20 protein-coding genes and 1 pseudogene are annotated in these 21,760 nt (G+C 72.3%); 13 read left to right on the top strand and 8 right to left on the bottom strand.

Going from position 1 to position 21,760, the window contains the following annotated elements; all coding sequences use genetic code 11:
- Window positions 1-6 precede the first annotated feature (6 nt).
- The 4 genes and pseudogenes from paaC (at window position 7) to AB0L00_RS20570 (ending at window position 3,831) form a co-directional block, all read left to right on the top strand.
- Window positions 7-873, top strand: coding sequence for a 1,2-phenylacetyl-CoA epoxidase subunit PaaC (paaC, locus tag AB0L00_RS20585; protein ID WP_364436311.1), 867 nt, complete (start codon window positions 7-9; stop codon window positions 871-873).
- Window positions 870-1,370: a 1,2-phenylacetyl-CoA epoxidase subunit PaaD gene (gene paaD, locus AB0L00_RS20580; RefSeq protein ID WP_364436308.1), complete on the top strand. Its 501-nt coding sequence runs from the start codon at window positions 870-872 to the stop codon at window positions 1,368-1,370. Before paaC ends, paaD begins: the two co-directional genes overlap by 4 nt.
- Window positions 1,371-2,459 (top strand): 1,2-phenylacetyl-CoA epoxidase subunit PaaE, encoded by a 1,089-nt coding sequence (gene paaE, locus AB0L00_RS20575; RefSeq protein ID WP_364436306.1) that lies wholly within the window; start codon window positions 1,371-1,373, stop codon window positions 2,457-2,459.
- A 230-nt stretch (window positions 2,460-2,689) separates the two neighbouring features.
- A pseudogene (locus AB0L00_RS20570) lies at window positions 2,690-3,831 on the top strand (IS630 family transposase).
- A 140-nt stretch (window positions 3,832-3,971) separates the two neighbouring features.
- On the opposite strand, the gene AB0L00_RS20565 reads toward AB0L00_RS20570, so the two are convergent.
- Entirely contained in the window at window positions 3,972-4,394 is a 423-nt protein-coding gene (locus AB0L00_RS20565) for an ATP-binding protein (RefSeq protein WP_364436304.1), read from the bottom strand.
- Between the two features lie 27 nt (window positions 4,395-4,421).
- Here AB0L00_RS20565 and AB0L00_RS20560 point away from each other — a divergent pair, with 27 nt between their 5' ends.
- From AB0L00_RS20560 to AB0L00_RS20550, 3 genes are all read left to right on the top strand, one after another.
- The gene (locus tag AB0L00_RS20560) at window positions 4,422-5,282 is read left to right on the top strand and encodes a helix-turn-helix transcriptional regulator (RefSeq protein WP_364436301.1); all 861 of its coding nucleotides are present in this window, start codon (window positions 4,422-4,424) and stop codon (window positions 5,280-5,282) included.
- Complete coding sequence (locus AB0L00_RS20555; protein ID WP_364436299.1) at window positions 5,279-5,386, top strand: DUF397 domain-containing protein; 108 nt, start codon at window positions 5,279-5,281, stop codon at window positions 5,384-5,386. Before AB0L00_RS20560 ends, AB0L00_RS20555 begins: the two co-directional genes overlap by 4 nt.
- A gap of 432 nt (window positions 5,387-5,818) precedes the next feature.
- A complete protein-coding gene (locus tag AB0L00_RS20550; protein WP_364436297.1) occupies window positions 5,819-6,430 on the top strand; it encodes an alpha/beta hydrolase in 612 nt (203 codons plus the stop codon).
- A 100-nt stretch (window positions 6,431-6,530) separates the two neighbouring features.
- Here the strand turns inward: AB0L00_RS20550 and AB0L00_RS20545 are convergent, their stop codons facing one another.
- Both AB0L00_RS20545 and AB0L00_RS20540 read right to left on the bottom strand, forming a co-directional pair.
- On the bottom strand, window positions 6,531-7,391 hold the full coding sequence (locus AB0L00_RS20545; protein ID WP_364436294.1) for an NAD(P)H-binding protein: 861 nt from the start codon (window positions 7,389-7,391) through the stop codon (window positions 6,531-6,533).
- Window positions 7,388-7,828, bottom strand: a complete 441-nt coding sequence (locus tag AB0L00_RS20540) for a nuclear transport factor 2 family protein (protein WP_364436291.1) — start codon at window positions 7,826-7,828, stop codon at window positions 7,388-7,390. Before AB0L00_RS20540 ends, AB0L00_RS20545 begins: the two co-directional genes overlap by 4 nt.
- A gap of 132 nt (window positions 7,829-7,960) precedes the next feature.
- Here AB0L00_RS20540 and AB0L00_RS20535 point away from each other — a divergent pair, with 132 nt between their 5' ends.
- The gene (locus tag AB0L00_RS20535; RefSeq protein ID WP_364436289.1) at window positions 7,961-8,800 is read left to right on the top strand and encodes a helix-turn-helix transcriptional regulator; all 840 of its coding nucleotides are present in this window, start codon (window positions 7,961-7,963) and stop codon (window positions 8,798-8,800) included.
- 28 nt (window positions 8,801-8,828) lie between these two features.
- On the opposite strand, the gene AB0L00_RS20530 is transcribed toward AB0L00_RS20535, so the two are convergent.
- The 5 genes from AB0L00_RS20530 to AB0L00_RS20510 all read right to left on the bottom strand — a co-directional run bounded on the left by AB0L00_RS20530 (window position 8,829) and on the right by AB0L00_RS20510 (window position 14,043).
- Window positions 8,829-9,830 carry a cation diffusion facilitator family transporter gene (locus AB0L00_RS20530; protein ID WP_364436287.1) on the bottom strand — a complete coding sequence of 334 codons (1,002 nt, stop codon included), beginning with the start codon at window positions 9,828-9,830 and terminating at the stop codon, window positions 8,829-8,831.
- Window positions 9,827-10,258: a metalloregulator ArsR/SmtB family transcription factor gene (locus AB0L00_RS20525; RefSeq protein WP_364436285.1), complete on the bottom strand. Its 432-nt coding sequence runs from the start codon at window positions 10,256-10,258 to the stop codon at window positions 9,827-9,829. The genes AB0L00_RS20530 and AB0L00_RS20525 overlap by 4 nt, the downstream gene beginning before the upstream one ends.
- A 40-nt stretch (window positions 10,259-10,298) precedes the next feature.
- Window positions 10,299-11,348: a PP2C family protein-serine/threonine phosphatase gene (locus AB0L00_RS20520; RefSeq protein ID WP_364436282.1), complete on the bottom strand. Its 1,050-nt coding sequence runs from the start codon at window positions 11,346-11,348 to the stop codon at window positions 10,299-10,301.
- A 258-nt stretch (window positions 11,349-11,606) separates the two neighbouring features.
- Window positions 11,607-12,704, bottom strand: a complete 1,098-nt coding sequence (locus tag AB0L00_RS20515) for a PP2C family protein-serine/threonine phosphatase (RefSeq protein WP_364436280.1) — start codon at window positions 12,702-12,704, stop codon at window positions 11,607-11,609.
- Between the two features lie 55 nt (window positions 12,705-12,759).
- Window positions 12,760-14,043, bottom strand: a complete 1,284-nt coding sequence (locus tag AB0L00_RS20510) for an FAD-dependent oxidoreductase (protein WP_364436277.1) — start codon at window positions 14,041-14,043, stop codon at window positions 12,760-12,762.
- Between the two features lie 196 nt (window positions 14,044-14,239).
- On the opposite strand from AB0L00_RS20510, the gene AB0L00_RS20505 reads away from it, so the two are divergent.
- From AB0L00_RS20505 to AB0L00_RS20485, 5 genes are all read left to right on the top strand, one after another.
- Window positions 14,240-16,873: a LuxR C-terminal-related transcriptional regulator gene (locus AB0L00_RS20505; protein WP_364436274.1), complete on the top strand. Its 2,634-nt coding sequence runs from the start codon at window positions 14,240-14,242 to the stop codon at window positions 16,871-16,873.
- On the top strand, window positions 16,873-19,515 hold the full coding sequence (locus AB0L00_RS20500) for a LuxR C-terminal-related transcriptional regulator (RefSeq protein ID WP_364436271.1): 2,643 nt from the start codon (window positions 16,873-16,875) through the stop codon (window positions 19,513-19,515). The genes AB0L00_RS20505 and AB0L00_RS20500 overlap by 1 nt, the downstream gene beginning before the upstream one ends.
- 121 nt (window positions 19,516-19,636) lie before the next feature.
- A complete protein-coding gene (locus AB0L00_RS20495; protein ID WP_364436268.1) occupies window positions 19,637-20,119 on the top strand; it encodes a DUF6623 family protein in 483 nt (160 codons plus the stop codon).
- A gap of 98 nt (window positions 20,120-20,217) precedes the next feature.
- Window positions 20,218-20,874 (top strand): hypothetical protein, encoded by a 657-nt coding sequence (locus tag AB0L00_RS20490; RefSeq protein ID WP_364436265.1) that lies wholly within the window; start codon window positions 20,218-20,220, stop codon window positions 20,872-20,874.
- A gap of 4 nt (window positions 20,875-20,878) precedes the next feature.
- Window positions 20,879-21,760 (top strand): hypothetical protein (locus AB0L00_RS20485; RefSeq protein ID WP_364436262.1); only part of this gene is annotated, 882 nt, incomplete at its 3' end.

Here is a 21,760-nt window from a genome sequence, read left to right as displayed (position 1 = left end):
AGCGCCATGTCCTTCGACAACGTCTACGAGGCCCTGACCGGGGACGGCGACGCCCGGTGGGCGTTCGGCACCGGCTTCGCCGACCCCCTGGCCGGGGTCGACACCACCGTCCCGCCGGACGTGGACCGCGCCGACCTGGCCGCGTACTGCCTGATGCTCGGCGACGACGCCCTGATCATGTCGCACCGGCTGCAGGAGTGGTGCACGAACGCGCCGGACCTCGAGGAGGAGGTCGCGCTGGCCAACATCGGGCTCGACCTGCTCGGCCAGACGCGCCTGCTCTACGCCCGCGCGGGCCACGCCGACGGCACCGGCCGTGGCGAGGACGACTACGCCTACTTCCGCGCGCCGGAGGATTTCGGCAACGTACGGCTCGTCGAGCCTCCGCGCGGCGACTTCGGCGACCTGGTCGCCCGGCTGCTGGTGTTCGCCACCTGGCGGCTCGCCCTGCTGCAGCGCCTGATCCCCTCCCGCGACCCGGTCCTCGCCGCGATCGCCGCCAAGGGCGTCAAGGAGGTCGCCTACCACCGCGATCACGCCGCCCAGTGGGCGGTGCGGCTCGGCGACGGCACCGACGAGTCGCACCGGCGGACGCAGGCCGCCCTCGACCGGGTCTGGCCGCTGGTCGAGGAGCTCTTCGCGCCGCACGAGGTCGAGGAGCGCCTGGCCCGCTCGGGCGTCGGGGTGGACCCGGCCGCCCTGCGCGCGGAGTTCGACGCCGTCCTCGACCAGGTCCTCAAGGCGGCGACCCTGCGCCGCCCCGACGTGCCGCCGGCCCCGGGCGGGCGGCGGGGCTCGCACACCGAGGCCCTCGCGCCGCTGCTCGCCGAGTTGCAGAGCGTGGCCCGCGCGCACCCGGAGGCGACGTGGTGACCGCGACCACGGACGCGCGGGCGGTGGCCGAGACGGTCACCGACCCGGAGCTGCCCATGCTCACGCTCGCCGACCTCGGGGTGCTGCGCGACGTCGCGGAGGAGGACGGCCGGGTCGTCGTGACCATCACCCCGACCTACTCCGGCTGTCCCGCGATGGACGCCATGCGCGCCGACCTGATCCGCGCCCTGCGGGCGGCGGGGCATGAGGAGGTCGAGGTGCGCACCGTCCTGCACCCACCGTGGAGCACCGACTGGATCAGCGCGGCGGGCCGCCGCAGGCTCGCCGAGGCGGGCATCGCGCCGCCCGGCGCCGCCCCGCGCCACGGGGAGGGGCCGATCCCGCTCCGCCTCGGTCCGACCGTGCGCACCGTCCGGTGCCCGCGCTGCGGGTCCGCGGACACCGAGGAGACCTCGGCGTTCGGCGCGACCGCCTGCCGGGCGCTACGCCGGTGCCGTGCCTGTCTCGAACCGTTCGAGCACGTCAAGGAGATCTAGGTGACCGTCAGCACACCGGCGCCCGCGCGGACGCGCGGAGGATTCCACCGCCTGCGGGTCGCCTCGGTGGAGCGGTTGTGCGCCGACGCGGTGGCCGTGACGTTCGACGTCCCGCCGGAGCTCGGCGACGGGTACGCCTTCCGCGCCGGCCAGTCGCTGACGCTGCGCCGCGAGGTCGGCGGCCGGCAGGAACGACGGTCGTACTCCATCTGCGCGGCCGAGGGCGCCGCCCTTCGCATCGGGGTCCGGGAGGTCCCGGACGGGCTGTTCTCCTCCTGGCTCGTACGGGAGGTCCGCCCCGGCGACGAGCTCGAGGTCGGGCCGCCCACCGGCGGGTTCACCCCCGGCGACGACACGGCGGGCCACCACGTCTTCGTCGCGGCGGGGTCCGGCATCACGCCCGTCCTGTCGATCGCCGCCACCGTCCTGCGCGACCCCGCGGTCACCGCGACCCTGCTGTACGCGAACCGGCGCGCGGACACCGTGATGTTCGCCGACGAGCTGGCCGACCTGAAGGACCGCCACCTCGAGCGCCTCGAGCTCGTCCACGTCCTGTCCCGCGAGCCGCTGGAGACCGAGCTGTTCACCGGACGGCTGGACGCGGCGAAGTTCACCGCGCTGGGCGCGCTGCTGCCCCCCGTCCGGGAAGTGGCGCACTGGTGGCTGTGCGGGCCGTACGCGATGGTCGAGGACCTGCGGGCCGTGCTCGACCGGGCGGGCGTCCCGGCGGGCCGGGTGCACCGGGAGCTGTTCTTCGTCGACGACGTGCCGCCCACGCCGGTCCGCCACGAGGACGCCGCTCCCGACGGGGCCACCAGCGAGGTGACGATCCTCCTGGACGGCCGCACGACGACGGCCGCCGTACCGCGTGACACGCCGCTGCTGGACGCGATGCAGCGGGTCCGGCCCGACCTGCCGTTCGCCTGCAAGGGCGGCGTCTGCGGCACCTGCCGGGCCAAGGTCACCGACGGCAAGGTCCACATGCGGCGCAACTTCGCCCTCGAGGAGGCGGAGGTCGACGCCGGGTTCGTGCTCACCTGCCAGTCGACGCCGCTGTCCGAGCGCGTCGGCCTCGACTACGACGCCTAGTGTGGTGACCATCAACGTTCGCCGGGTCGGGCGATGCGCGCCAGGGGTAGGTTCGTTTTCGAAGCTGTCACCTGAGCAGGGATTTATTCCTGCTCAGGTGACAGCCTCGGAGCGAGAGGGGCAGGCCCGGCGAAGGGTCCGGCCGGGGTGCCATGCCGGGCGAACGTATGTGGTCACCGCACTGGTGTGATGCGCCTGAAATTCGTCGGCTAAGTTTGCATCCTGTTGGTATGTCGTCTCCAGGTCCGTCTGCGGTCGGGATCGAGCTGACCGAGGCCGAGCGTGCCCGGCTGGTCGGTGTGTCGGTGGAGTCCTCCAGGGTGGCCATCCGGGCGAGGATCGTGCTGGCGTGTGCCGAGCCTGGAGCTAGTAACGCGCAGGTCGCGCGGGATCTGGGGGTCTCGGTGGCGACGGTGCGCAGGTGGCGGGCGGCGTTCGCCCGGGGTGGGCTGGATGTCTTGCTGGATGCGCCGCGGGACGGGCGGCCCAAGGCCCCGGCTGCGGCTGGATGGCCTGATGGACGAAAACCGGCCGGGCCGGCCACCGTCGATCACCCTTGACCAGGTGGAAGAGGTGGTGGTGGCGACGCTGGAGGAGACACCTGGCGATGCCACGCACTGGTCGCGGACCTCGATGGCCAAGCGCAGTGGGCTGAGTAAGTCCACGATCGGGCGGATCTGGCGGGACTTCGGGCTCAAGCCGCACCGGACCGGCACCTTCAAGCTGTCCACCGACCCGCTGCTGGTGGAAAAGGTCGTCGACATCGTCGGTCTCTACCACGACCCGCCCGAGAAGGCGGTGGTGCTATGCACCGATGAAAAGTCCCAGATCCAAGCCCTGGACAGGTCACAGCCGGTGCTGCCGATGATGCCGGGCATGCCCGGGCGCCGCACCCATGACTACGCCCGCCATGGCATCACGACCTTGTTCGCCGCCTTCGACATCGCCGATGGAACCGTGATCGGCGAACTGCACCGCCAGCACCGCGCCACCGAGTTCAAGAAGTTCCTGGCCACCATCGACAAGACCGTTCCGGCCGAGCTGGACATCCATCTGATCTGCGACAACTACGGCACCCCACAAGACGCCGGCGATCAAAGCGTGGCCGGCCCGCCATCCCCGCTTCCATATGCACTTCACCCCGACCGGATCCTCGTGGATCAACCAGGTCGAACGCTGGTTCGGCTTCCTGAGCGACCAGAAGATCCGCCGCGGCGCCCACAAGAGTGTGCAAGCCCTGGAAGCCGACATCCGCGACTGGATCGCCGACTGGAACGCCCATCCCCGGCCGTTCGTATGGACAAAGTCCGCTGAAGAGATCCTCGAATCCCTAGCGCGATTTTGCCGACGAATTTCAGGCGCAGCACACTAGTCCCGCGTTGAACGATCTCGTTCGTGTGAGCAGCCATTGTCCGGGACTGTCCGTTGGCCCGGTTGCGTCATAGGGACCTGCTGTAGCGACCCGTGTCTCGAAAGCACGGGCACCGGCAAGGCCTCCTACCGATGGCCCGGTCAGCGGGCGGCTGGCTGGTCGAACAGGACGAACTCGGCGCGTACGGTTTTGCCGGTCGTGGTGGGGTGGATGGTGACGCGGGCGAGTTCCTCGGCGATCCACAGGCCGAAGTGACCGACCTCGCCGGGCAGCTCCTGCACCGGCAGTTCGGGGGAGGCGTCGGCAACCTCCAGGATGACGGTCGGCTCGGGCTCTTTGCGTACGGTGACGGCCAGGGTGACCGGGGCGTCCCCGTGGGCGAGAGCGTTGGTGACCAGTTCGCTGGTGACCAGGACGGCGTCTTCGACCAGCTCGGCGTCCCAGCCGGCCAGCACGGTGCCGACCAGCGCGCGGGCCGTGACGACGGCCGCGGGGTCCTCGTCCAGCCGGCAGAACCACTGCCGCTGCTCGTACGGAGGACGGGTGTCGTTCTCGGCGTGCATAGCGTAACCCTCCTGGGGGGTGGAGCCGTGACCGGCCAGCCCGGCCGTTCACAACGAATGCGTGTCAGCGGCCAGGGCAGCCGAGAACCCGCCCTCCGCCTGCAGACCGGCCTCTCTCAGGAGCAGGTCGCGGAGTACCTGGACGCCTCCGCCTACAAGATCGTCCGGATCGAGAACGCGCAGAGCTCGATCGGCATGAGTGACCTGCGTCAGCTCCTGGTGCTGTACAAGGTCGACGCCGAGACCCGCGACCGGCTCATCGACCTCGGCCGTAACGCCCGGAAGCGCGGTGGCTGGTGGTCCTCCTACCGTGATGTCCTGCCCGGCCCGTATGTCCAACTCGAAGCCGAGGCATCGCTCGTACGGAACTACCAGGCCAGCATCATTCCCGGTCTGCTTCAGACGCCGGACTATGTACGCGCGATGGTGCGTACGTCGAGTTGGGAGGTCACAGAAGAGGAGTTGGAGCGACGAGTCGACGCACGACTCAAGCGGCAAGAACGGTTGTACGGCGATAACCCGCTTGAGCTCCATGCGCTCATCGACGAGGCCGCCCTACGGCGGTTGGGCGGGGATCCGCAGACGATGAGAGGCCAACTGGATCGCCTGATCGAGGCGGCAGAGTTGCCGAACGTAAGCCTGCGATTGCTTCCGTTCCAGGCAGGCCTCTATCCGGCGGTCGGCAATCCGTTTGTGATCCTCAGCTTCGCCAGTTCCATGGATCCCGATGTCGCGCTCTGCGAGAACCGCGCCGGTGAGCGGTACTTCCACGATGCCGACGAGATCGCCGGCTTCCATGCGGACTTCCGGCAGATGACCAATGTCTCCCTCAACGAGACGGCATCGGTTACTCTCGTCAAAGAGGCGATCAAGGAGATGACCGCGTGAAGACGGACGCAGCGTCGGCAGACTGGCGGAAGAGCAGCAGGTCAGACAGCGTCGGCAACCAATGCGTCGAAGTCACCCTCCTAGACTTCGCCGTCAACTTGTGATCTCGCATTGGTGTCGTTGGCCTGTTAGTACTAGCCGTAGATCGATAGTGGGCTGGTCTTCCGGCTGGCTGTCTGTCGCTGGCGGGAACTTAGATGGCCTGAGTGCGCGATCAGTACCGCGTCAGGCAATGTTCGCCCTGGCGACGTCCTTGCCCAGACGCAGGTGAAGCCCTTGTGATAAGTTCGGCGTGGACGTGCGCCGCTGTGAACTCAAGAGGTGAGACCGATTAACGCTATGGCAGGTCGGGGCTCCCTCTCCCGCATGGTCTAGGGAGTGCCCGCAGAAGACATCCCGAAAGGCTTGAAACGCTGTGCGCTTCACCCCTGGAACGTCGTTCGACGGCGTGTCGGAACAGCTCTTCACCCTTCGGTGAGATTCCCGGCGTGTTGTGGACGCCAGAAGGTGCCGCCGGTACTCGTCCCCTGATCCTGATGGGACACGGCGGCGGCCAGCACAAGAAGGCCCCCGGCATCGTGGTCCGTGCGCGACGCTTCGTGGCCGAGTGTGGTTTCGCGGTGGCGGCGGTCGACGTACCCGGACATGGCGACCGGCCCAAGGATGAGGAGTACGACCGGATCGCGACCGAGAACCAGGCTCGCGTGGAGGCCGGAGAGGAGCTGGCTCCGCTGATCGCTGGTTTCCAGGCGCTCGTAGCTCGCCAGACCGTCCCGGAATGGCGGACGATCCTGGACGCGGTCCAGAGCTTCGAGCACGTCGGCGCCGGTCCGGTGGGCTATTGGGGGATGTCGTTGGGTTGCGGACTCGGTGTTCCGTTCGTTGCCGACGAACCCCGGGTCCGCGCGGCGGTGCTGGGCCTAGGCGGGGCGCTGGCATCGGCCGAGGCCGCCGCGCGGATCACCATTCCGGTGGAGTTCCTGGTGCAGTGGGACGATGAGCGGGTGCCGCGAGCCCAAGGCTTGGCGCTGTTCAACGCCTTGGCCTCAGCCGAGAAGACCTTGCACGCCAACCCCGGCAAGCACGGAGAGGTCCCGGCATTCGAGCTGGACAGCACGCTACGGTTCTTCGCCCGGCACCTCGGCTAATACCGCCGCTTGAGGTCCGCGACGCGCCGACCGGGATCCGTTCTGTTCGTGTGAGCAGCCATTGACCGGGACTGTCCGCTGGCCCGGCTGTCCACAGCTCTCACGAACGCCCGTTGTCGGTCCACGTCGCCGCGTGCTCCTTGACGAATTCGGTGAAGGTACGGGGCGGGCGTCCGGTCAGGTCGAGTACGGCGGTGCTGACCCGGTCCTCCCGACCGGCCCCGATGCCTTCCTCGACGGCGGCGAGGGCCCTGGCGAACTCGGCCGGCATGCCTGCCGCGCGGTACTCGGCTGCCAGCTCGCCGGCGTTGACCTGCACCACGTGGACCGGCCTTCGAGCGTGAGCGGTGATGATGGCCGCCGCCTCCTGGTAGCTGAACGCCTTCGGGCCGGTGAGCAGGTAGTCGGACCGGTCGCCGTGCTCGGCGCCTGGGTCTGAGAGCAGGGCCGAGGCGGCGGCTGCGATGTCTCGTGCGTCGATCCAGCCCACTCGGCCGGTATGGGTGGCGGTGCGGATCTCGCCGTGCCGCCGGATCCGCTCGCCCAGCGGGTGCGGGCTCAGGAAGTTCTGCATGAACCCGGACGCACGCAGCACGATCCCCCCGGGTTGGTCCCGCACGTGCGCGGCCAGTTCGAGTGCGCTCATGGCGCCGGGCAGCACGATGGCGGAGCCGAGGAGTACGACACGGCGTATGCCGAGACGTCGCGCCTCGGCCAGGAAAGGCCCGACCAGTGGCATCGGATCCACGCTGTTCACCGGCGGCACGAGGAAGACCCGGTCGGCCCCGCGCAGCGCGGCCTGATACGTGGCAGGGTCGTCCCACTCGAACCTGACCGCGTCCGGGTCCCCGGCGGCGGGAGTACGGCTCGCCACACGGACCGGCACGCCCCTGCCGCGCAGGAGCCGCACCAACGCACTGCCGGTCTTGCCCGTGCCGCCGGTCACCAGCACGCCGGTCATCGGGTGGCCTCCGCACGCAGGGAGTCGAGCAACTCCGGCAGGGTCCCGCCCGCGACCGCAGTGGCCAGCGGGCTCCAGTAGTCCCGGTAACGGGTGATCGAACCGTCTCGAACGGTGAACACCACGATGTAATCGACCTGGTACGGCTCACCGGTGCTCACGGTCCGCCCGTTCACGGTGAGCTCCACGACGATGGTCTCCGGCTGCTCGGTGTGGTGCACGGTGAGGGCGGTGACTTCTTGAATGTCCACCTGCTCCGGGAAGCCGGCCAGATAGTCGCGGATCGCCTCTCGCCCGACGCGCCGTCGCTGCGAGACGTCCACGGCGAAGGGGAACTCGGCGACGCCGTCTTCCGCGAACAAGTCGGCCACGGCGTCCATGTCCTTGGCCAGCAACAGGTCCCACATCAGGCGAAAGGTGTCTTCGGTGGTGGGCACGGCGACCTCCGGTTCTTCACGGGAAATGACCCGTCCAGATTGACCGCCGGCCGACTCGTAGGGAACAGCCAGCGAAGCCCCGGACCACCAGTCAGTGGCTAAGGTGGTACATCTGGTGACACTGTGGAAAGAATGAGCAAGACCGGCCTCGCAGAATTCCTCCGCCGCCGACGAGAGGCACTTTCTCCGGACCGAGTGCCGGCCGCGGCGGTCCACCTGCCGGGGCAGCGTGCCCGACGCACCCCTGGGCTGCGCCGTGAGGAGGTGGCCGCACTGGCCCATGTGTCGGTCAGCTACTACGAGCGGCTCGAGCAGGCCCGGGCACCACGTCCTTCCCCGGAAGTGCTGGCGGCACTGGGGACCGCGCTGCAGCTCACCGCGCCCGAACGCGAGCACCTGGCACGGCTGGCCGGGTATGTCCCTCCCGACGCGGACACTCCTCGGCGACAGGTGCCTGCGGACGCCCTACGGCTGCTGGACCGGCTCGGGCCGATACCCGCGTACCTGGTCGACGAGCGGCAGGACATCGTGGCCTGGAACGGCGCGTCGGCCGCGTTGATAACCGACTTCGGGCTGTTGCCCGAGGAGGAGCGCAACACCGTGCGGCTGTCCATCCGGCTGGGCGCCACCTTCTGCTCGGCACCAGCGGACACGGAAGGCGCGTTCGCCCGGCAGATGGCCTCGCAGCTGCGCACGGCCGGCATCCGTCATCCGGCCGACCGCATCCTCGGCGAGCTGGTGAACGAGTATGCCGCGCAGAGCCCGGCGTTCGCCGCCGGCTGGCGCGACCATGACGTCCGGCCGGTACCGGTGCTGCGCAAGATCCTGCGGCATCCCGAGCTGGGGGAGCTCGAGCTGGACCGTCATACCCTGCTCGTTCCCGGCACCGATCTCCAGCTGGTGATGTACACGGCGGAGCCGGGCAGCCCCAGCGCCGTCGCGCTTGCTCGACATACATCCGGCAGCGGCTGACCCGGGAAGACGGATTCCGACCATCCGATCACTCGAGGCCGGGGCGGTGGGCGGGGCCGTGGGAGTCGCCGCAGTGCTCCTCCGGCCGCCGGCCGATCGACAGCAGCGGGCCGGGGTTGTGGTCGACCTGCAGTGTGGTGTGGGTGATCCCGTACTCGGCCAGGACCGCCTCCAGATCGGCGCGCACGGCATGGCAGTCCTCTCCCGGGGCGACCAGGACGTGCGCGGAGGCCGCGGTCATCCCCGCCGTGATCTGCCAGATGTGCAGGTCGTGCACCTCGGTGACGTACGGGCGGGCGGCCAGGGCCCTGCCGACCTGCTCCGGGGAGACACCCGCTGGCGCGGCCTCGAGGAAGATCCGCCCCGACTCGTGCACCAGCCCGAGCCCCGCCTTCACCATCAGGACGACCACGACCAGGGAGGCGATCGCGTCGGCGCGGGCGAACCCGGTCACCATCATGACCAGGCCGGCGACGGCCGTGGCGATGAAGGCGTACGCGTCGGTGAGGATGTGCCGGAAGGCGCCCTCGACGTTGAGGCTGGTGCGGTCGGCCCGGGAGATCAGCCAGGTGGCGCCGACGTTGACGACGATGCCGACCAGCGCGGTGGCCAGCACGAGGCCGCCGGTCACCTGCGGCGGGCTGACCAGCCGCCGGATCGCCTCGTAGGTGAGCCACGCCGACAACAGCAGCAGGGAGAGCCCGTTGGCCTGCGCGGACAGGATCTCGGCGCGCTTCAGGCCGTACGTGTAACCGCCCCGCGGCGGCTTGGCGGCCAGCCGCATCGCCACCAGCGCCAGGACGATGGACGCGGCGTCGGTCAGCATGTGCGCCGCGTCGGAGATCAGCGCCAGGGAGCGCGCCACCACACCGACGGCGACCTCCCCGGCCATGAACGCGACGATCAGCCCGAGCGCCCCGCTCAGCAGGCGCGAGTCGGCGTTCTCGCTGACGCCGTGGGTGTGGCCCGCCTGACCGTGGGCGGGCCGGGAGTGGTCGTGACCGTCGAGGTGCGCGTCGTGGTCCCTCATGTCACGTCTCCCTCGCTCTCCTGGCGTTCGGGATGGGCGGCGGCCGGGGCGTGGCCGATGTGGGTGAGCGCGACGTCCAGCAGCATGCGCACGTGCGCGTCGGCGAGCCGGTAGTACGCCATCCGCCCGGACCGGCGCGCCTGGACGACCCGGTGGGCGCGGAGCAACCGCAGGTGGTGGGAGACGGCCGACTCGCTGGCGCCGGCGACCGCGGCCAGGTCGCAGACGCACATCTCGCCCTCCAGCAACGCGACCAGGACCTTCAGCCGGCCGGGATCGGCGAGCAGCCCGAACACGTCGGCGACCTCGGCGACGTCGTTCGCCGGCGGCATCGACGCGCACACGGTCGCGACGCGGCCGGGGTCGACCACGCGAACCGCGCACGACTCGAGACCGACGACCACCTGATCATCTGAACGATTGCTCATATGTCGTCACCTTAATGACGGGCTCCGCCACCGCCAACCCCTACCCGGGCATCCGCTTGACGGCGATCACGGCGACGTCGTCGTCCAGGCTGTCCCCCGCGTACGCGCACAGGTCCTCGTGCAGGCGCTCGACGAGCCGCGCCGGATCGTCCTCCTCCCACGTGAGCAGGCGCTCCCGGAGGGGATAGAACGCGCCACCGGCGTCGCGGCACTCGATCACGCCGTCGGTGTACAGGAGCAGCAGGTCGCCGCGCCGGAAGGGGAACGTGTCGACGTGGGAGTCGGCCGCGGCCAGTTCGCCCAGGCCGAGCGGCGGCGCGGGCCTGGTCGCCCCGAGCTCTCTGACCTGACCGCCCGCCAGCAGCAGGGGCGGCGGATGCCCGCGGTTCACGACGTGCACGCACGGCTCATCGTCGGGAATGTCCAGCACGGCGGCGGTCACGAAATTCTCCCCCGACCACTGCTCGCCGTCGCGCGGCGCGGTGAGCTCGACGGACGCGGCGCCGTCCAGGAAGGTGAGCAGCTCACGGACGGGCGACCGCTGGTGGGCCGCCGCACAGAACGCCCCGATGACCAGGGCGGCGGTGTCGACGGCCGTCAGGCCCTTGCCCCGGACGTCCCCGATGATCAATCGGGTGCCCCCGACGATGCGCGCCGCGCCGTACAGGTCGCCCCCGATCCTGGCCTCCTGCTGGGCGGTCAGGTACAGCGACGCGATGCGCAGCGGTCCGACCCGCTCGGGCAGGGGGCGCATCAGTGCCCGCTGGGCCGTCTCGGCGACCGAGCGCACGATCGCCAGCTCACGCTGATGCCGCTGCCGGGCGGCGGAGAAGAACACGATCAGGACCGAGACGAAGACGAGCGAGAACAGGTGGCTCTCGTACTCCGCGATCCCGCGCCAGCGGTCGGCCGTGCCGATGATCAGTTCGGCGCCGATGGCCACCGACCCGATCAGCGCGACCTCCACCGGTCCGGCGAAGGACGCCGTGAGCGCCGGCGCCACGATGAGCAGCGGGCCCAGGTGGATCTTCGGCCCGGCCGCGATGTCGGCCACCACGATCAGCACGACCAGCGACAGTGGCAGCAGCACCAGCGCATGGCCCTGCCACCATGTCCACGGACGGACCGAACAGCCGTTCCTGAACCCTCGCACCATCCCTGCCTACCCCGTCGTACGCGCCGACACCGGGACGGACGCCCCGTCCGGGCGGCGCTGTCGGCGGGCGCCGGTGGTCCGGCGCAGGACGTGGGCCGTGATCCGACGGGCGAGGCGCGGCGCCGGCCGGCTATTCGGGTGTCCGCCTGGGCACCGGTCGCCTCTTCGGGTGCCCAGGCGGGCACCGGTCGCCTATGCGGGTGCCCGCCTGACCGCGATGATGGCGACGTCGTCGTCCAGACGTTCGTCGGTGTACGCGCACAGGTCCGCGTGCAGGCGCTCGACGAGCCGTTCGGGATCGTCCTCGCGCCAGCGCCGCAGCCGCTCTTGGAGGGGATAGAACTCGCCGCCGGCGTCGCGGGCCTCGATCACGCCGTCGGTGTAGAGGAACAGGACGTCGCCGGGGCCGAAGGGGAAGGTGTCGACCTCGGCCTCGATCGGGGCCAGGTCCCCCAGGCCGAGCGGCGGCGCGGGCCGGCCGGCGGCCAGTTCCGTGACCTTCCCCCGGGCCAGGAGCAGGGGCGGCGGATGCCCGCGGTTCGCGACGTGCACGCGCGGCTCCTCGTCGGGGATGTCCAGGACGGCGGCGGTGACGAACCGTTCCGCCCGGCCGGGGTCGTCGCACGAGGCCGGCCCGACCGCGGCGGCGCCGTCCAGGAAGGTGAGCAGCTCACAGAGCGGCGACCGCTGGTGGGCGGCCGCCCAGAACGCCCCGACCACCAGGGCGGCGGTGTCGACGGCGGCCAGGCCCTTGCCCCGGACGTCCCCGATGATCAGGCGTGTGCCCCGCGCGATGCGCGCCGCCCCGAAGAGGTCGCCGCCGATCCTCGCCTCCTGCTCGGCGGTCAGATACAGCGACGCGATGCGCAGCGGACCGACCCGTACGGGCAGGGGGCGCATCAGTACCCGCTGAGCCGTCTCGGCGACCGAGCGCACGATCGTCAGCTCTCGCCGGTTCCGCTCCCGCAGCGCGGACACCAACATCATCACGCCCATGATCATGATCAGCGAGGACAACTGCATCTCGTACTCCGCGACCCCGCGCCACGTCTCCGAGACGCCCACGACCACGTACGACGTGATGGCCACCGTCCCGATGATCGCGACCTCACCCGGGCCGGCGAAGCAGGCCGTCGTCGCCGTCGCCACGCTGAACAGCGGACCCAGATGGACCAGGGGTCCGTTGATGAAGTCGGCCGCTCCGATCACCAGGATCAGCGCGAACGCCGGCAGCAGCGGTGCGCGGTCCCGCCACCACGACCGTGAGCGGACCGGACCGTCAGCCCTCAACCGTCGCACCCTCCCTGCGTACCCCCTGGTCAGAGGCCAATCGCAGGACTCTGCCCTAATGCCGGAGAGAGATGTCGTCAACCGGTGCCCCCGCCCGCCGCTCAGGGGTGCGGACGTGCTCCGGCAGCAGGCCGTAGACCATGATCCGGGCCATCACCTGGGACAACAGCCGCCTGCCGTTCGGAGTCTCGAGGATCGCGGGCAGGCGCGGTTCCCCCTCGCCCAGGGCCTGGTCGACGACGCGACGCTGGATGATCCGCTGCACGGTCTGCGTGCCGATCGTCGGAACGGCCCGGCGGCGCTGGACGCGACGCACCAGGCCGGGGTTGAGCGTGCGGTCGAACCGCGCCGGGTCGGCCTGCGCGCGGTACAGCGGGTCGGCCAGCAGGTTGGCGGTCGCGACCGCGTCCTGGACGGCGAGGTTGATGCCGACGCCGCCGATCGGCGACATCGTGTGGGCGGCATCACCGATGGCGAGCAGGCCCGGCCGGTCCCAGCGCGAGAGCCGGTCCAGGCCGACCTCGAGGAAGGCGACCTTGTCCCAGTCGTCGACCTCCCCCACCCGATCGGCCAGGAACGGAACGAGCGCGGCCAGCCGGTTCCGCAGTGCCCCGAGCCCTTGGGCGCGGACCCGCTCGTACGACCCTTTGGGGATGAGGAAGGCGATCTGCCAGTAATCCCCGCGGTCGATCGTCGCGGCCATCTGGCCCCGGCCGATGTAGCCGCCGAGGCCGGCCGGGTCGCCCGGTCGCCGGGAGACCCGAAGCCACAGAACGTCCATCGGCGCGCCGAGCTCGGTGGGGACCATGCCGGCGGCGCTCCGCAGATCGGACCGGCGGCCGTCCGCGGCCACGGTGAGCACCGCCCGTAGCTCGTGTTCGCCGGAGGCGTCCCGGTAGCGCAGTCCGCGCACCGCGCCGTCCTGTTCGAGCGGGCCGAGGACCTCGGCCTCCATCCGCAACCGGAACGTCGGATACCGCTGCGCGCGCTCGGCCAGCAGGGTCAGGAAGTCCCACTGCGGGATCATCGCGATGTGGCGGTTCCGCCACCGGGTGAACCGCGTGAGGTCCGCGTCGATCAGCGGCCGGGTGTCCGTCGCGATCCGCAGCGTCGTCAGTTTCCGGTGCGGAAGGCCCTCCAGTTCCTCCAGGAGTCCGAGCTCGTCGATCACCCGCAGCGTGGACGGGTGCACCGTGTCGCCGCGGAAGTCACGGAGGAAGTCGCCGTGCTTCTCCAGCACCGTGGTCCGTACCCCGGCGCGGGCCAGGAGCAGGCCGAGCGTGATCCCGGCCGGGCCGCCGCCCGAGATCGCACACGTCGTGGTCTGAGCCTCCGGCATCACCGATCCCCGCCCTCGATCGCGGCTGTTCGCGTACGGAGACGCCCCTGGCTCATACCCGGGCCACGACTCGGGAACCCGGCGATCACCGATGGCCCGAGCCGATGACGCGGCCGGTGACCTCCGGAGCCGCTGCCGTGGCCGGATGCGGCCAGCACGCTGTCACTCAGCGAGTTCGGCTACGTACGATCAGTGCATGTGGTCCCCCTCGCCGTTCGTCGGCCGTGGGACACAGCTCGACAAGGTGCGGGCACTGCTGACGCACGGGACCGCTCGCGGAGTCGTGATCGTGGGCGCGCCCGGCGTGGGAAAGACGCGCCTGGCGGCGGAAGTGATCGCCGAGCTGAACCCGGCCCGGTTCACGGTGGTCCGGGCACAGGCGACCCTGGCCGCGTCCGCCCTGCCCTATGGGGCGTTCGCGCACCTGTTGCCTCCTGGTCCCGGCGCGGGTGGCCGCGCCGACGGCCACGGCTGGGCGGTCGACGCGCTGCTCGCCCGGAGCGGGCGGAACACGCTGGTGGTGGCCGTCGACGACGCGCACCGGCTCGACCCCGCGTCGGCCGCCCTCGTGGCCGACGTCGTCGCCCGGGGAGCGCGGCTTCTCGCCACGGTCCGCGGCGGGGAGGAGGTCCCCGCCCACGTCCGGCGGCTGTGGCGGAACGGGCTCGTGCCGTCGCTGGAGCTCGGACCGCTTTCGGAGACCGAGACGGCGCGGATGCTGGCGCACTCGGTCCGCGGCCAGGTGGAGGCGGCGACCGCGCGGCGCCTGTGGCGGATCACCGAGGGGAACCCGCTGTTCCTGCGCGAGCTCGTCCTCGCGGGCGCCCTGACCGAGAGCCGTGGCGTGTGGCGGCAGAAGGGCGACCTGCCCGTCGTGCCACGGCTGTACGAGCTGATCGGCGGCCGGATCGGCGAGGTCGACGAGGAGGAGCGGGCGGCCCTCGAGCTCGTGGCGTTCGGCGAGCCGGTGGGCCTCGACATCGTCACGGGCCTGACGTCGCCCGGGGCCGTACGGCGCGTCGTCGACCGGGAGATCGTCCTGGTGGTCGTCGACCGACGCCGACGGCTCGCGCGGCTGGCGCATCCGCTGTACGGCGAGGTGATCCGCGCGCGCACCGGTGACCTGCGCGCGCGCAACCGGTTGCGCGCGCTGGCGGAGGCGACCGAGGCCACGGGGCTGCGCCGGCGCGACGACGTGCTGCGCGTCGCCGTCTGGCGGCTGCAGAGCGACAGCGTCACCGACGCCGCGCCCATGGCCGCGGCCTGCCGGCTGGCCTGGGCCGCGCACGACGTCGACCTGGCCGTCCGGCTGGGGCGTGCGGCCCTGGAGGTCGGTGGTGGCGTGGACGCGGCGGTCACGCTGGCGGCCGTCCTGCACTTCGCCGACCGGCCCGGGGAGTCCGAGGCGGCGTTACGCCGGGCGGCCGACGCGGCGGTCACCGACGGCGAGCGCGCGCTGGTCGCCGCGGCCCGCGCCCGCGTGCTCCACGGTGGCCTCGGACGCGCCGCCGACGCCTATCGCGTCCTCGACGCCGCGGAGGCGGCGATCACCGCCCCGGAGTGGCGCCAGGAACTGCTCGCGGTGAAGGCCTCGTGCGAGGTCCTCTCCGGGCGTATCGAACCGTCGCTGGCGCTGACGGCCCGCGTCCGCGCGATGGGCCCACCGGTGCCGCGGGTGGCCGCTCGCCTGTCCGCCGTCGAGGGCAACGCGTTCGCGTGGAGCGGGCGCACCGAGCGTGCGACGGCCGTGGTGAACGCGGCGCTCGCGACGGCGCGGGACTGGCGCGAGGAGATTCCGGACGCTCTCGCCTGGCTCGGCCTGGCGCGCCTGACGGCCCGGGTCGTCGCCGGTGATCTCGGCGCGGCCGAGGATCTGGCCGACGCCGGGTACCGCGCGCTCGGCGAGTCCGGTACGTGGGACACCGGCGTCACGGTCTTGGCCGCCGTCCGCGGGCAGATCTGCCGCATGCGCGGCGAGGTCGGCGCGGCGGTCCGCTGGTGCCGCGACGCCGTCGCGCGGTTCGGTGACACCCCGGCCGGGTTCGCCGGGCTCTGCTTCGGCGAGCTCGCCCACGCCCTGGCCCTCGTCGGCGACGTCCCGGCGGCCGAGGAGGCCCTGGCGGAGGCGGAGCGGCGTGCCCTGCCCACCTACCTCGCCCCGGATTTCCCGGCCGTGGCGGCCCGTGCCTGGGTGCACGCGGCCCGGGGCGACGTCGGCCGGGCGATCGACGTCGCGGTCGAGGGCGCCGCGCGGGCGCGGGCGCACGGCCTGGCTGCGTTCGAGCTGTTCGCGCTGCACGACGTCGTGCGCCTCGGCGCGGCCGGCCGTGCCGCCGACCGGCTCGCGGTCCTGACGCGGCAGGTGGACGGGGCCCTCGCACCGCTGTGCGCGCGGCACGCCGCCGCGGCGGGCGACGGCGCCGGGCTGGACGCGGTGTCGGCGGAGTACGAACGGCTCGGCCTGACCTTGTTCGCCGCGGAGGCGGCGGCCCAGGCGGCGGCCGCCCATGAGGCCGCGGGCCGCACCGCGGCGGCCCGCGCGGCGAGCACCCGGGCGTGGCGCGTCGCCCGCCGGTGCCAGGGCGCCCGCACCCCGGCCCTGACCGCGATGGCGACCCCGGAGGTCACGGCGCGGCAGCGCCAGATCATTCAGCTCGTCGTCGCCGGATCGAGCAATCGTGAGATCGCCGAGCGGCTCGGGCTCTCGGTCCGCACGGTCGAGAACCACCTGCTCAGAGCGTACGAGCGGCTCGGTGTCGGCGATCGCGCCGAGCTCGCGGACCTGTTCGGCCCGCCCGGCGGGCCGGCCGGCCACGGAGGTGTGACCTGATGGTGGGCAGGCCCGTTCCCCACGATGCGGGTGTGCCGTCCCGCTGGCCGTTCGTCGGCCGTACGGCACAGCTCGACGAGGTACGCGCGATCCTCGGTGACGGGTCCCGCGCCGGTGTGGTGGTGGCGGGTCCCGCCGGGGCGGGCAAGAGCAGGCTGGCCGCGCAGGCCGTCGCGGAACTCACCGGCCGCGCGGTCGTGGCGGTGCGCGGCACGGCGGCCGCCGCCGACCTCCCCTTCGGCGCGATCGCCCATCTGCTTCCGGAGCGGTTCCCGCCGGAGGGCGGCGCGAACCCCCTCCGCTGGGCCGCGGAGGCGCTGCGTACCCCGGTCGGCGGTGCGCCGCTGCTCGCCGTCGACGACGCGCACCTCCTGGACCCCGCCTCGGCGGCACTCGTCCACCAGATGGTGCTGCACCGCGAAGCCCGCCTGCTGGCGACCGTCCGCAGCGGCGAACCCGCGCCCGACCCCGTCGTCGCCCTGTGGAAGGACGGTCTCGTCCGGCGCCTCGAACTCGAGCCGTTGCCGGTCGAGGAGACCGGTCACCTGCTCGCCCGGGTGCTCGGCGGGCAGGTGGAGACGGCGACCCTGCGGCGGCTCTGGCGGATGACGCAGGGGAACCTCCTCTACCTGCGGGAGATGATGATCGCCGGCCGTACGTCCGGAGCCCTCGACGAGATCGGCGGGCTGTGGCGCTGGGCCGGCGACCTGTCCCTGACGCCCCGGCTCCGCGACCTCGTGGAGGTCCGCATCGGCGACCTCGACGAGGACGAACGCCGGACGCTGGAGTTCGTCACGTTCGGCGAGCCGCTCGGCGCGGACGTCCTCGTCCGACTCACCGGCGCCACGGCCGTCGAACGCTGTGAGGAACGCCAGCTCGTCGTCGGCTTCCGAGACGGCCGCCGGCTTCAGGTGCGGCCCGCGCATCCGCTGTACGGAGAGGTCGTCCGCGCCCGCGCGACGCCTGAACGCACCCGCGAACTGCTCGCCCGGCTCGCCGACGCCGTCGAGGCGACCGGGCCGCGACGCCGCGAGGACGCGCTGCGGGTCACCGTGTGGCGGCTCGACAGCGGTACGGCCCGGCGGCCTCGCCCGTTGATCACGGCCTGCCGGCTGGCGATGTCCGTCTTCGACATCGCGCTGGCGCAGCGGCTGGGCCGGGCCGCGGTCGCCGCGGGCGGTGGTCCGGCCGCCGCCGTCCCGCTGGCCTACGCCCTCTTCTTCGACGACCGGGCGGAGGAGGCCGAGCAGGTCCTGCGCCGGGTCATGGACGCCCCGGCCTCCGACCACGATCGGTCCGGCTACGCGTGGACCCGCGCGCTCGGGCTCACGTGGAGCGTGGGGGACGCCGACGCGCACCGGGTCGCCGAGGAGGCCGCCTCCGCCGTCACCGACCCGGCGGTCCGCCAGGATCTGCTGGTCGCGAGCGCGTTCGTCCACTTCTTCGCGGGGCGCCCTGACGAATCCGACGGGCAGCTCGCGGCGGCGCGCCGGCTCGGCGCCGTCATCAATCCGGCGAGCGCGGCCGAGACCGCGGTCGTCGAGGGCCTCCGGCTGGCGCACGCCGGGCACACCGCCCGCGCGCGGGGCGTCGCCGACGCGGCCCTGCGGGAGGTCGCGCGCTGGCGGGACGACGCGCCCGACGCGTTCTGGAGTCTGCAGTGCGTCCGGCTGCTGTCGTCCCTGTTCGAGGGCGACCTGACCGTGGCCGAGGAGGTCGCCGGCCTGGCCCGGCGGCTGATGCGGGAAGAGGCGCCCTGGCGGCTGGGCATTGCCGGGTTCGACGGCCACCGCGCCCAGATCCACCTCCTCCGGGGGCAGGCCGCGGACGCGGTCCGTCTCTCCCGGGACGGCGTCGCGCAGCTCGGCGCGTACAAGGCCGGGTTCGCCGGGCTGTGCTTCGGCGAACTCGCCCACGCCCTGGCCCTCGTCGGCGACGTCCCGGCCGCCGAGGAGGCCCTCGCCGACGCGGCGGGCCGGTCACTCAGGACGTTCGTGCCGATCGACTTCCCCGCCGTGCTCGCCCGCGCGTGGGTGCGCGCCGCCGCCGGCGACCTCGACGCGGCCGTGACCGCCGCGCTGGCCGCCGCCGCCGACGCCGAGACCCACGGGTTGCGCTGCTACCGGATGTTCGCCCTGCACGACGTCGTGCGCCTCGGGGCCGCTCCCCTGGTCGCCGCGGAGCTGGCCGACCTGTGCGCGACCATCGACGGCCCGCTCGCCTCGCTCTGCGCCCGCCACGCGTCCGCCGCCGTCGCCGGAGACGGCCCGGAACTCCACGCGGTCTCCCGCGCCTTCGAGCGGATGGGCATGCTCCTGCACGCCGCCGAGGCCGCCGCGCAGGCCGCCGCCGCGTGCGCTCCGGGCGATCGGGCCGGAGCGTACGCCGTCTCCCGGGCCTGGGCGCTCGCCGGGCGCTGTCAGGGCGCCCGCAGCCCCGCGCTGCGCGGTCTGGCGCCTCCCCGGCTCACGGCGCGGCAGCGGGAGATCGCCGGGCTCGCCGCCGCGGGCCTGAGCAACCGGGAGATCGCCGACCGTCTCGTGCTCTCGCCCCGTACGGTCGCGAACCATCTGGCCGGCGTGTACGGCCGGCTCGGCGTCGGCGACCGTGCCGCGCTCGCGGACCTGCTCCCCCACCTCTGAACGGGGCCGTCCCGGCCGCACCCCGCATTTGAGTACGGCCTACTCATGCCCTGGCGGCCCGGCGTTCCTAGCGTGGTGCCGACCGCCGGAGATCCGGCGGTCGGACGGGGAAGGGGCAGCGATGGCCAAGCTGTACGCGTCATGGGTACCGGGGTACTCCTTCGTTCCCCAGGCCATGGGCCCGGCGACGCTCGATCCGAGGAATCAGGCGTTCGTCGACGTCAACGGGCTTCGTGAGGGGTTCGGGGCCCACTACTACCTCAAGGAGGGCCAGGCCAACTGGTTCCACGTGCCGATCCCGACGCCGGTCATCGTCGAGGACCGCCGCGCGACGCTCGGCCGCGTCATGGTGCTCTTCTCGGTCACCGAGCAGTTCGCCGCGCTGGAGGCCGTGGACGTCTGGGACGGTCCCAACCGGATCCTGCACCGCGACGGACTGAGCGTCGACGGTAACCACTCCGGTGGTCTCGACGCCTTCAACACCTGGAACGTCAACCACGACGGCATCGCCTGGGGCGTCGGCGTCTCCATGCTCTTCTCGGCCCCGGGAGGCGGCGAGATCTACTTCGCCTCCGCCGGGGGCGACTTCTTCCACAACATCTGATCCCACGCCTCGGCCGCCGCGGGGGCGGCGGCCGAGACCGCTCCGGGCCGGTACGGCGGCCTCGGGGCCCGTACATCGGCGACGGGGAGGAGGCCGTGATGGCCGCCAGAGGAACGATCCAGGACCTGACCGGGCCCCGCCGAGGCACCGGGCGGAGGAGCCGAGCGACACTGGCGGCCATTGCGTGCGCCGCCGTCCTGCTCGCCGGCTGCCACAACGGCGCCGTGGGCGGAGGGGACCACGGCGGTTCCGGCGGAGGCGGAGGCACCGGCGGGGGCGGCGGTGCCGGCAGCGGAGGAGGGAACGGCGGCGGCGGTGGCGGCGCGCATTACGGCTTCGGTCTTCCCTCCGGCCCGACCAGCGGCCAACCCCTCGGCAGGATCTACGGAGCGATCCAGACGCACGACTGTGACGGGGCGCAGGAGATCCTGCGCCAGAACTCCCCAATCGGCGAATTCGAAGGACTCCTGAGCGTCGGTATCGTCCTCTGCCGCGGACAGGAGGACACCGCACGGAACGAGATCTCCGAGGTCACCGTACCGGCGTTCTCCTCGGACACCTGGTACCTCTGCGAGCTCTGGCGCGCGGAGAGGTCGGTGGTCTACCAGCGGCCACGGTCGGCGTACGGCACCTGCCCAGCACCTCCCGTCGGATCCACCGAACCCTCGCCGTCGGACGAAGGAGGCTCGTCCGAGCCCTCGGTCTCCGCCGAACCATCCGACTCCGCGGAGTCCTCGTCCGGAACCGGCGGCTGATCGGATGCCGGGAGAGCCCCCAGAGCGCGGAACGGCCTCGCCGGCGCCGCCGACCTCCTCGGAGACGCCCCCGGGAACCTCCGCATCCTCCCCGGCCGAAGCCGGTGGTGAGGGCGGGAAGGGCAACGAGATCCTCCGCTGGCTCGTCGGCGTCGTCGCCAACGCCACCGTCCTGACCGCACTGCTGGTGTACTTCGGCTGGCAGCGCAACGACGTGCAGTCCCGGGAGCTCGGTTTCGACGAGAGCATCCTCGGGATGTCGACCCGGGACTATGTGCTCCGCAGCGTCTGGCCGGTGCTCGTCCTCCTGCTGACGATCGCGATCGGCGGGATGGCGTGGCTGCGGTGGGACGACCGGCTCGTGCGCCGGATCCGGGCCGGTGGGCGGGACGACCGCGTGGTCCGGTGGACTCTTCGGGTGCTGCCGTTCGCCTGGCTCATCCTGCCGGGAGCCGTGTGGATCGTCGGCTACGTGTGGCAGGCCGCCGCGTACGTCGCCTTTCCCTTCAGCATCGGCGCCGGCGTCCTCCTCCTCGTCTACGCCATCCAGCTGCGGAGCATGCTGCCCGGGGCGAGCGAGCCCCCTCCGGGGAGGGTGCCGCTGTTGCGCGCGTTCGCCGCGATCATCGTCGGCGTCTCGCTGTTCTGGGGGGCGTCCGACTACGCGACCATCCAGGGGTACGCGATGGCGGACCGCTTCGCCGCCGGCATTCACAACCTGACCCAGGTCGTCGTCTACAGCCCCAAGCGGCTGTACCTCACCGCGCCGGGCGTGACGGAGACGACGCTCACCGACGAGAAGGCGGCCTACCGCTACCGGTACAGCGGCCTGCGGCTGAACCTGCACACGGGCGGCCACTATGTCCTGGTCTCCGACGGCTGGACC

Origin of the sequence: Actinoallomurus sp. NPDC052308 (assembly GCF_040679195.1) — a bacterium.
Lineage (GTDB): Bacteria > Actinomycetota > Actinomycetes > Streptosporangiales > Streptosporangiaceae > Actinoallomurus > Actinoallomurus liliacearum.
Note: the sequence above shows the minus strand (reverse complement) of the source record. Positions and strands in the feature narration are given on the sequence as shown.

Bases quoted from the DNA above. Each gene is read 5' to 3' on its own strand.
- paaC (WP_364436311.1), top strand. From the start codon at position 7: ATGTCCTTCGACAACGTCTACGAGGCCCTGACCGGGGACGGCGACGCC.
- AB0L00_RS20565 (WP_364436304.1), bottom strand. From the start codon at position 4,394: ATGCACGCCGAGAACGACACCCGTCCTCCGTACGAGCAGCGGCAGTGG.
- AB0L00_RS20550 (WP_364436297.1), top strand. From the start codon at position 5,819: ATGGGACACGGCGGCGGCCAGCACAAGAAGGCCCCCGGCATCGTGGTC.
- AB0L00_RS20545 (WP_364436294.1), bottom strand. From the start codon at position 7,391: ATGACCGGCGTGCTGGTGACCGGCGGCACGGGCAAGACCGGCAGTGCG.
- AB0L00_RS20535 (WP_364436289.1), top strand. From the start codon at position 7,961: ATGAGCAAGACCGGCCTCGCAGAATTCCTCCGCCGCCGACGAGAGGCA.
- AB0L00_RS20530 (WP_364436287.1), bottom strand. From the start codon at position 9,830: ATGAGGGACCACGACGCGCACCTCGACGGTCACGACCACTCCCGGCCC.
- AB0L00_RS20525 (WP_364436285.1), bottom strand. From the start codon at position 10,258: ATGAGCAATCGTTCAGATGATCAGGTGGTCGTCGGTCTCGAGTCGTGC.
- AB0L00_RS20510 (WP_364436277.1), bottom strand. From the start codon at position 14,043: ATGCCGGAGGCTCAGACCACGACGTGTGCGATCTCGGGCGGCGGCCCG.
- AB0L00_RS20505 (WP_364436274.1), top strand. From the start codon at position 14,240: ATGTGGTCCCCCTCGCCGTTCGTCGGCCGTGGGACACAGCTCGACAAG.
- AB0L00_RS20500 (WP_364436271.1), top strand. From the start codon at position 16,873: ATGGTGGGCAGGCCCGTTCCCCACGATGCGGGTGTGCCGTCCCGCTGG.
- AB0L00_RS20495 (WP_364436268.1), top strand. From the start codon at position 19,637: ATGGCCAAGCTGTACGCGTCATGGGTACCGGGGTACTCCTTCGTTCCC.
- AB0L00_RS20490 (WP_364436265.1), top strand. From the start codon at position 20,218: ATGGCCGCCAGAGGAACGATCCAGGACCTGACCGGGCCCCGCCGAGGC.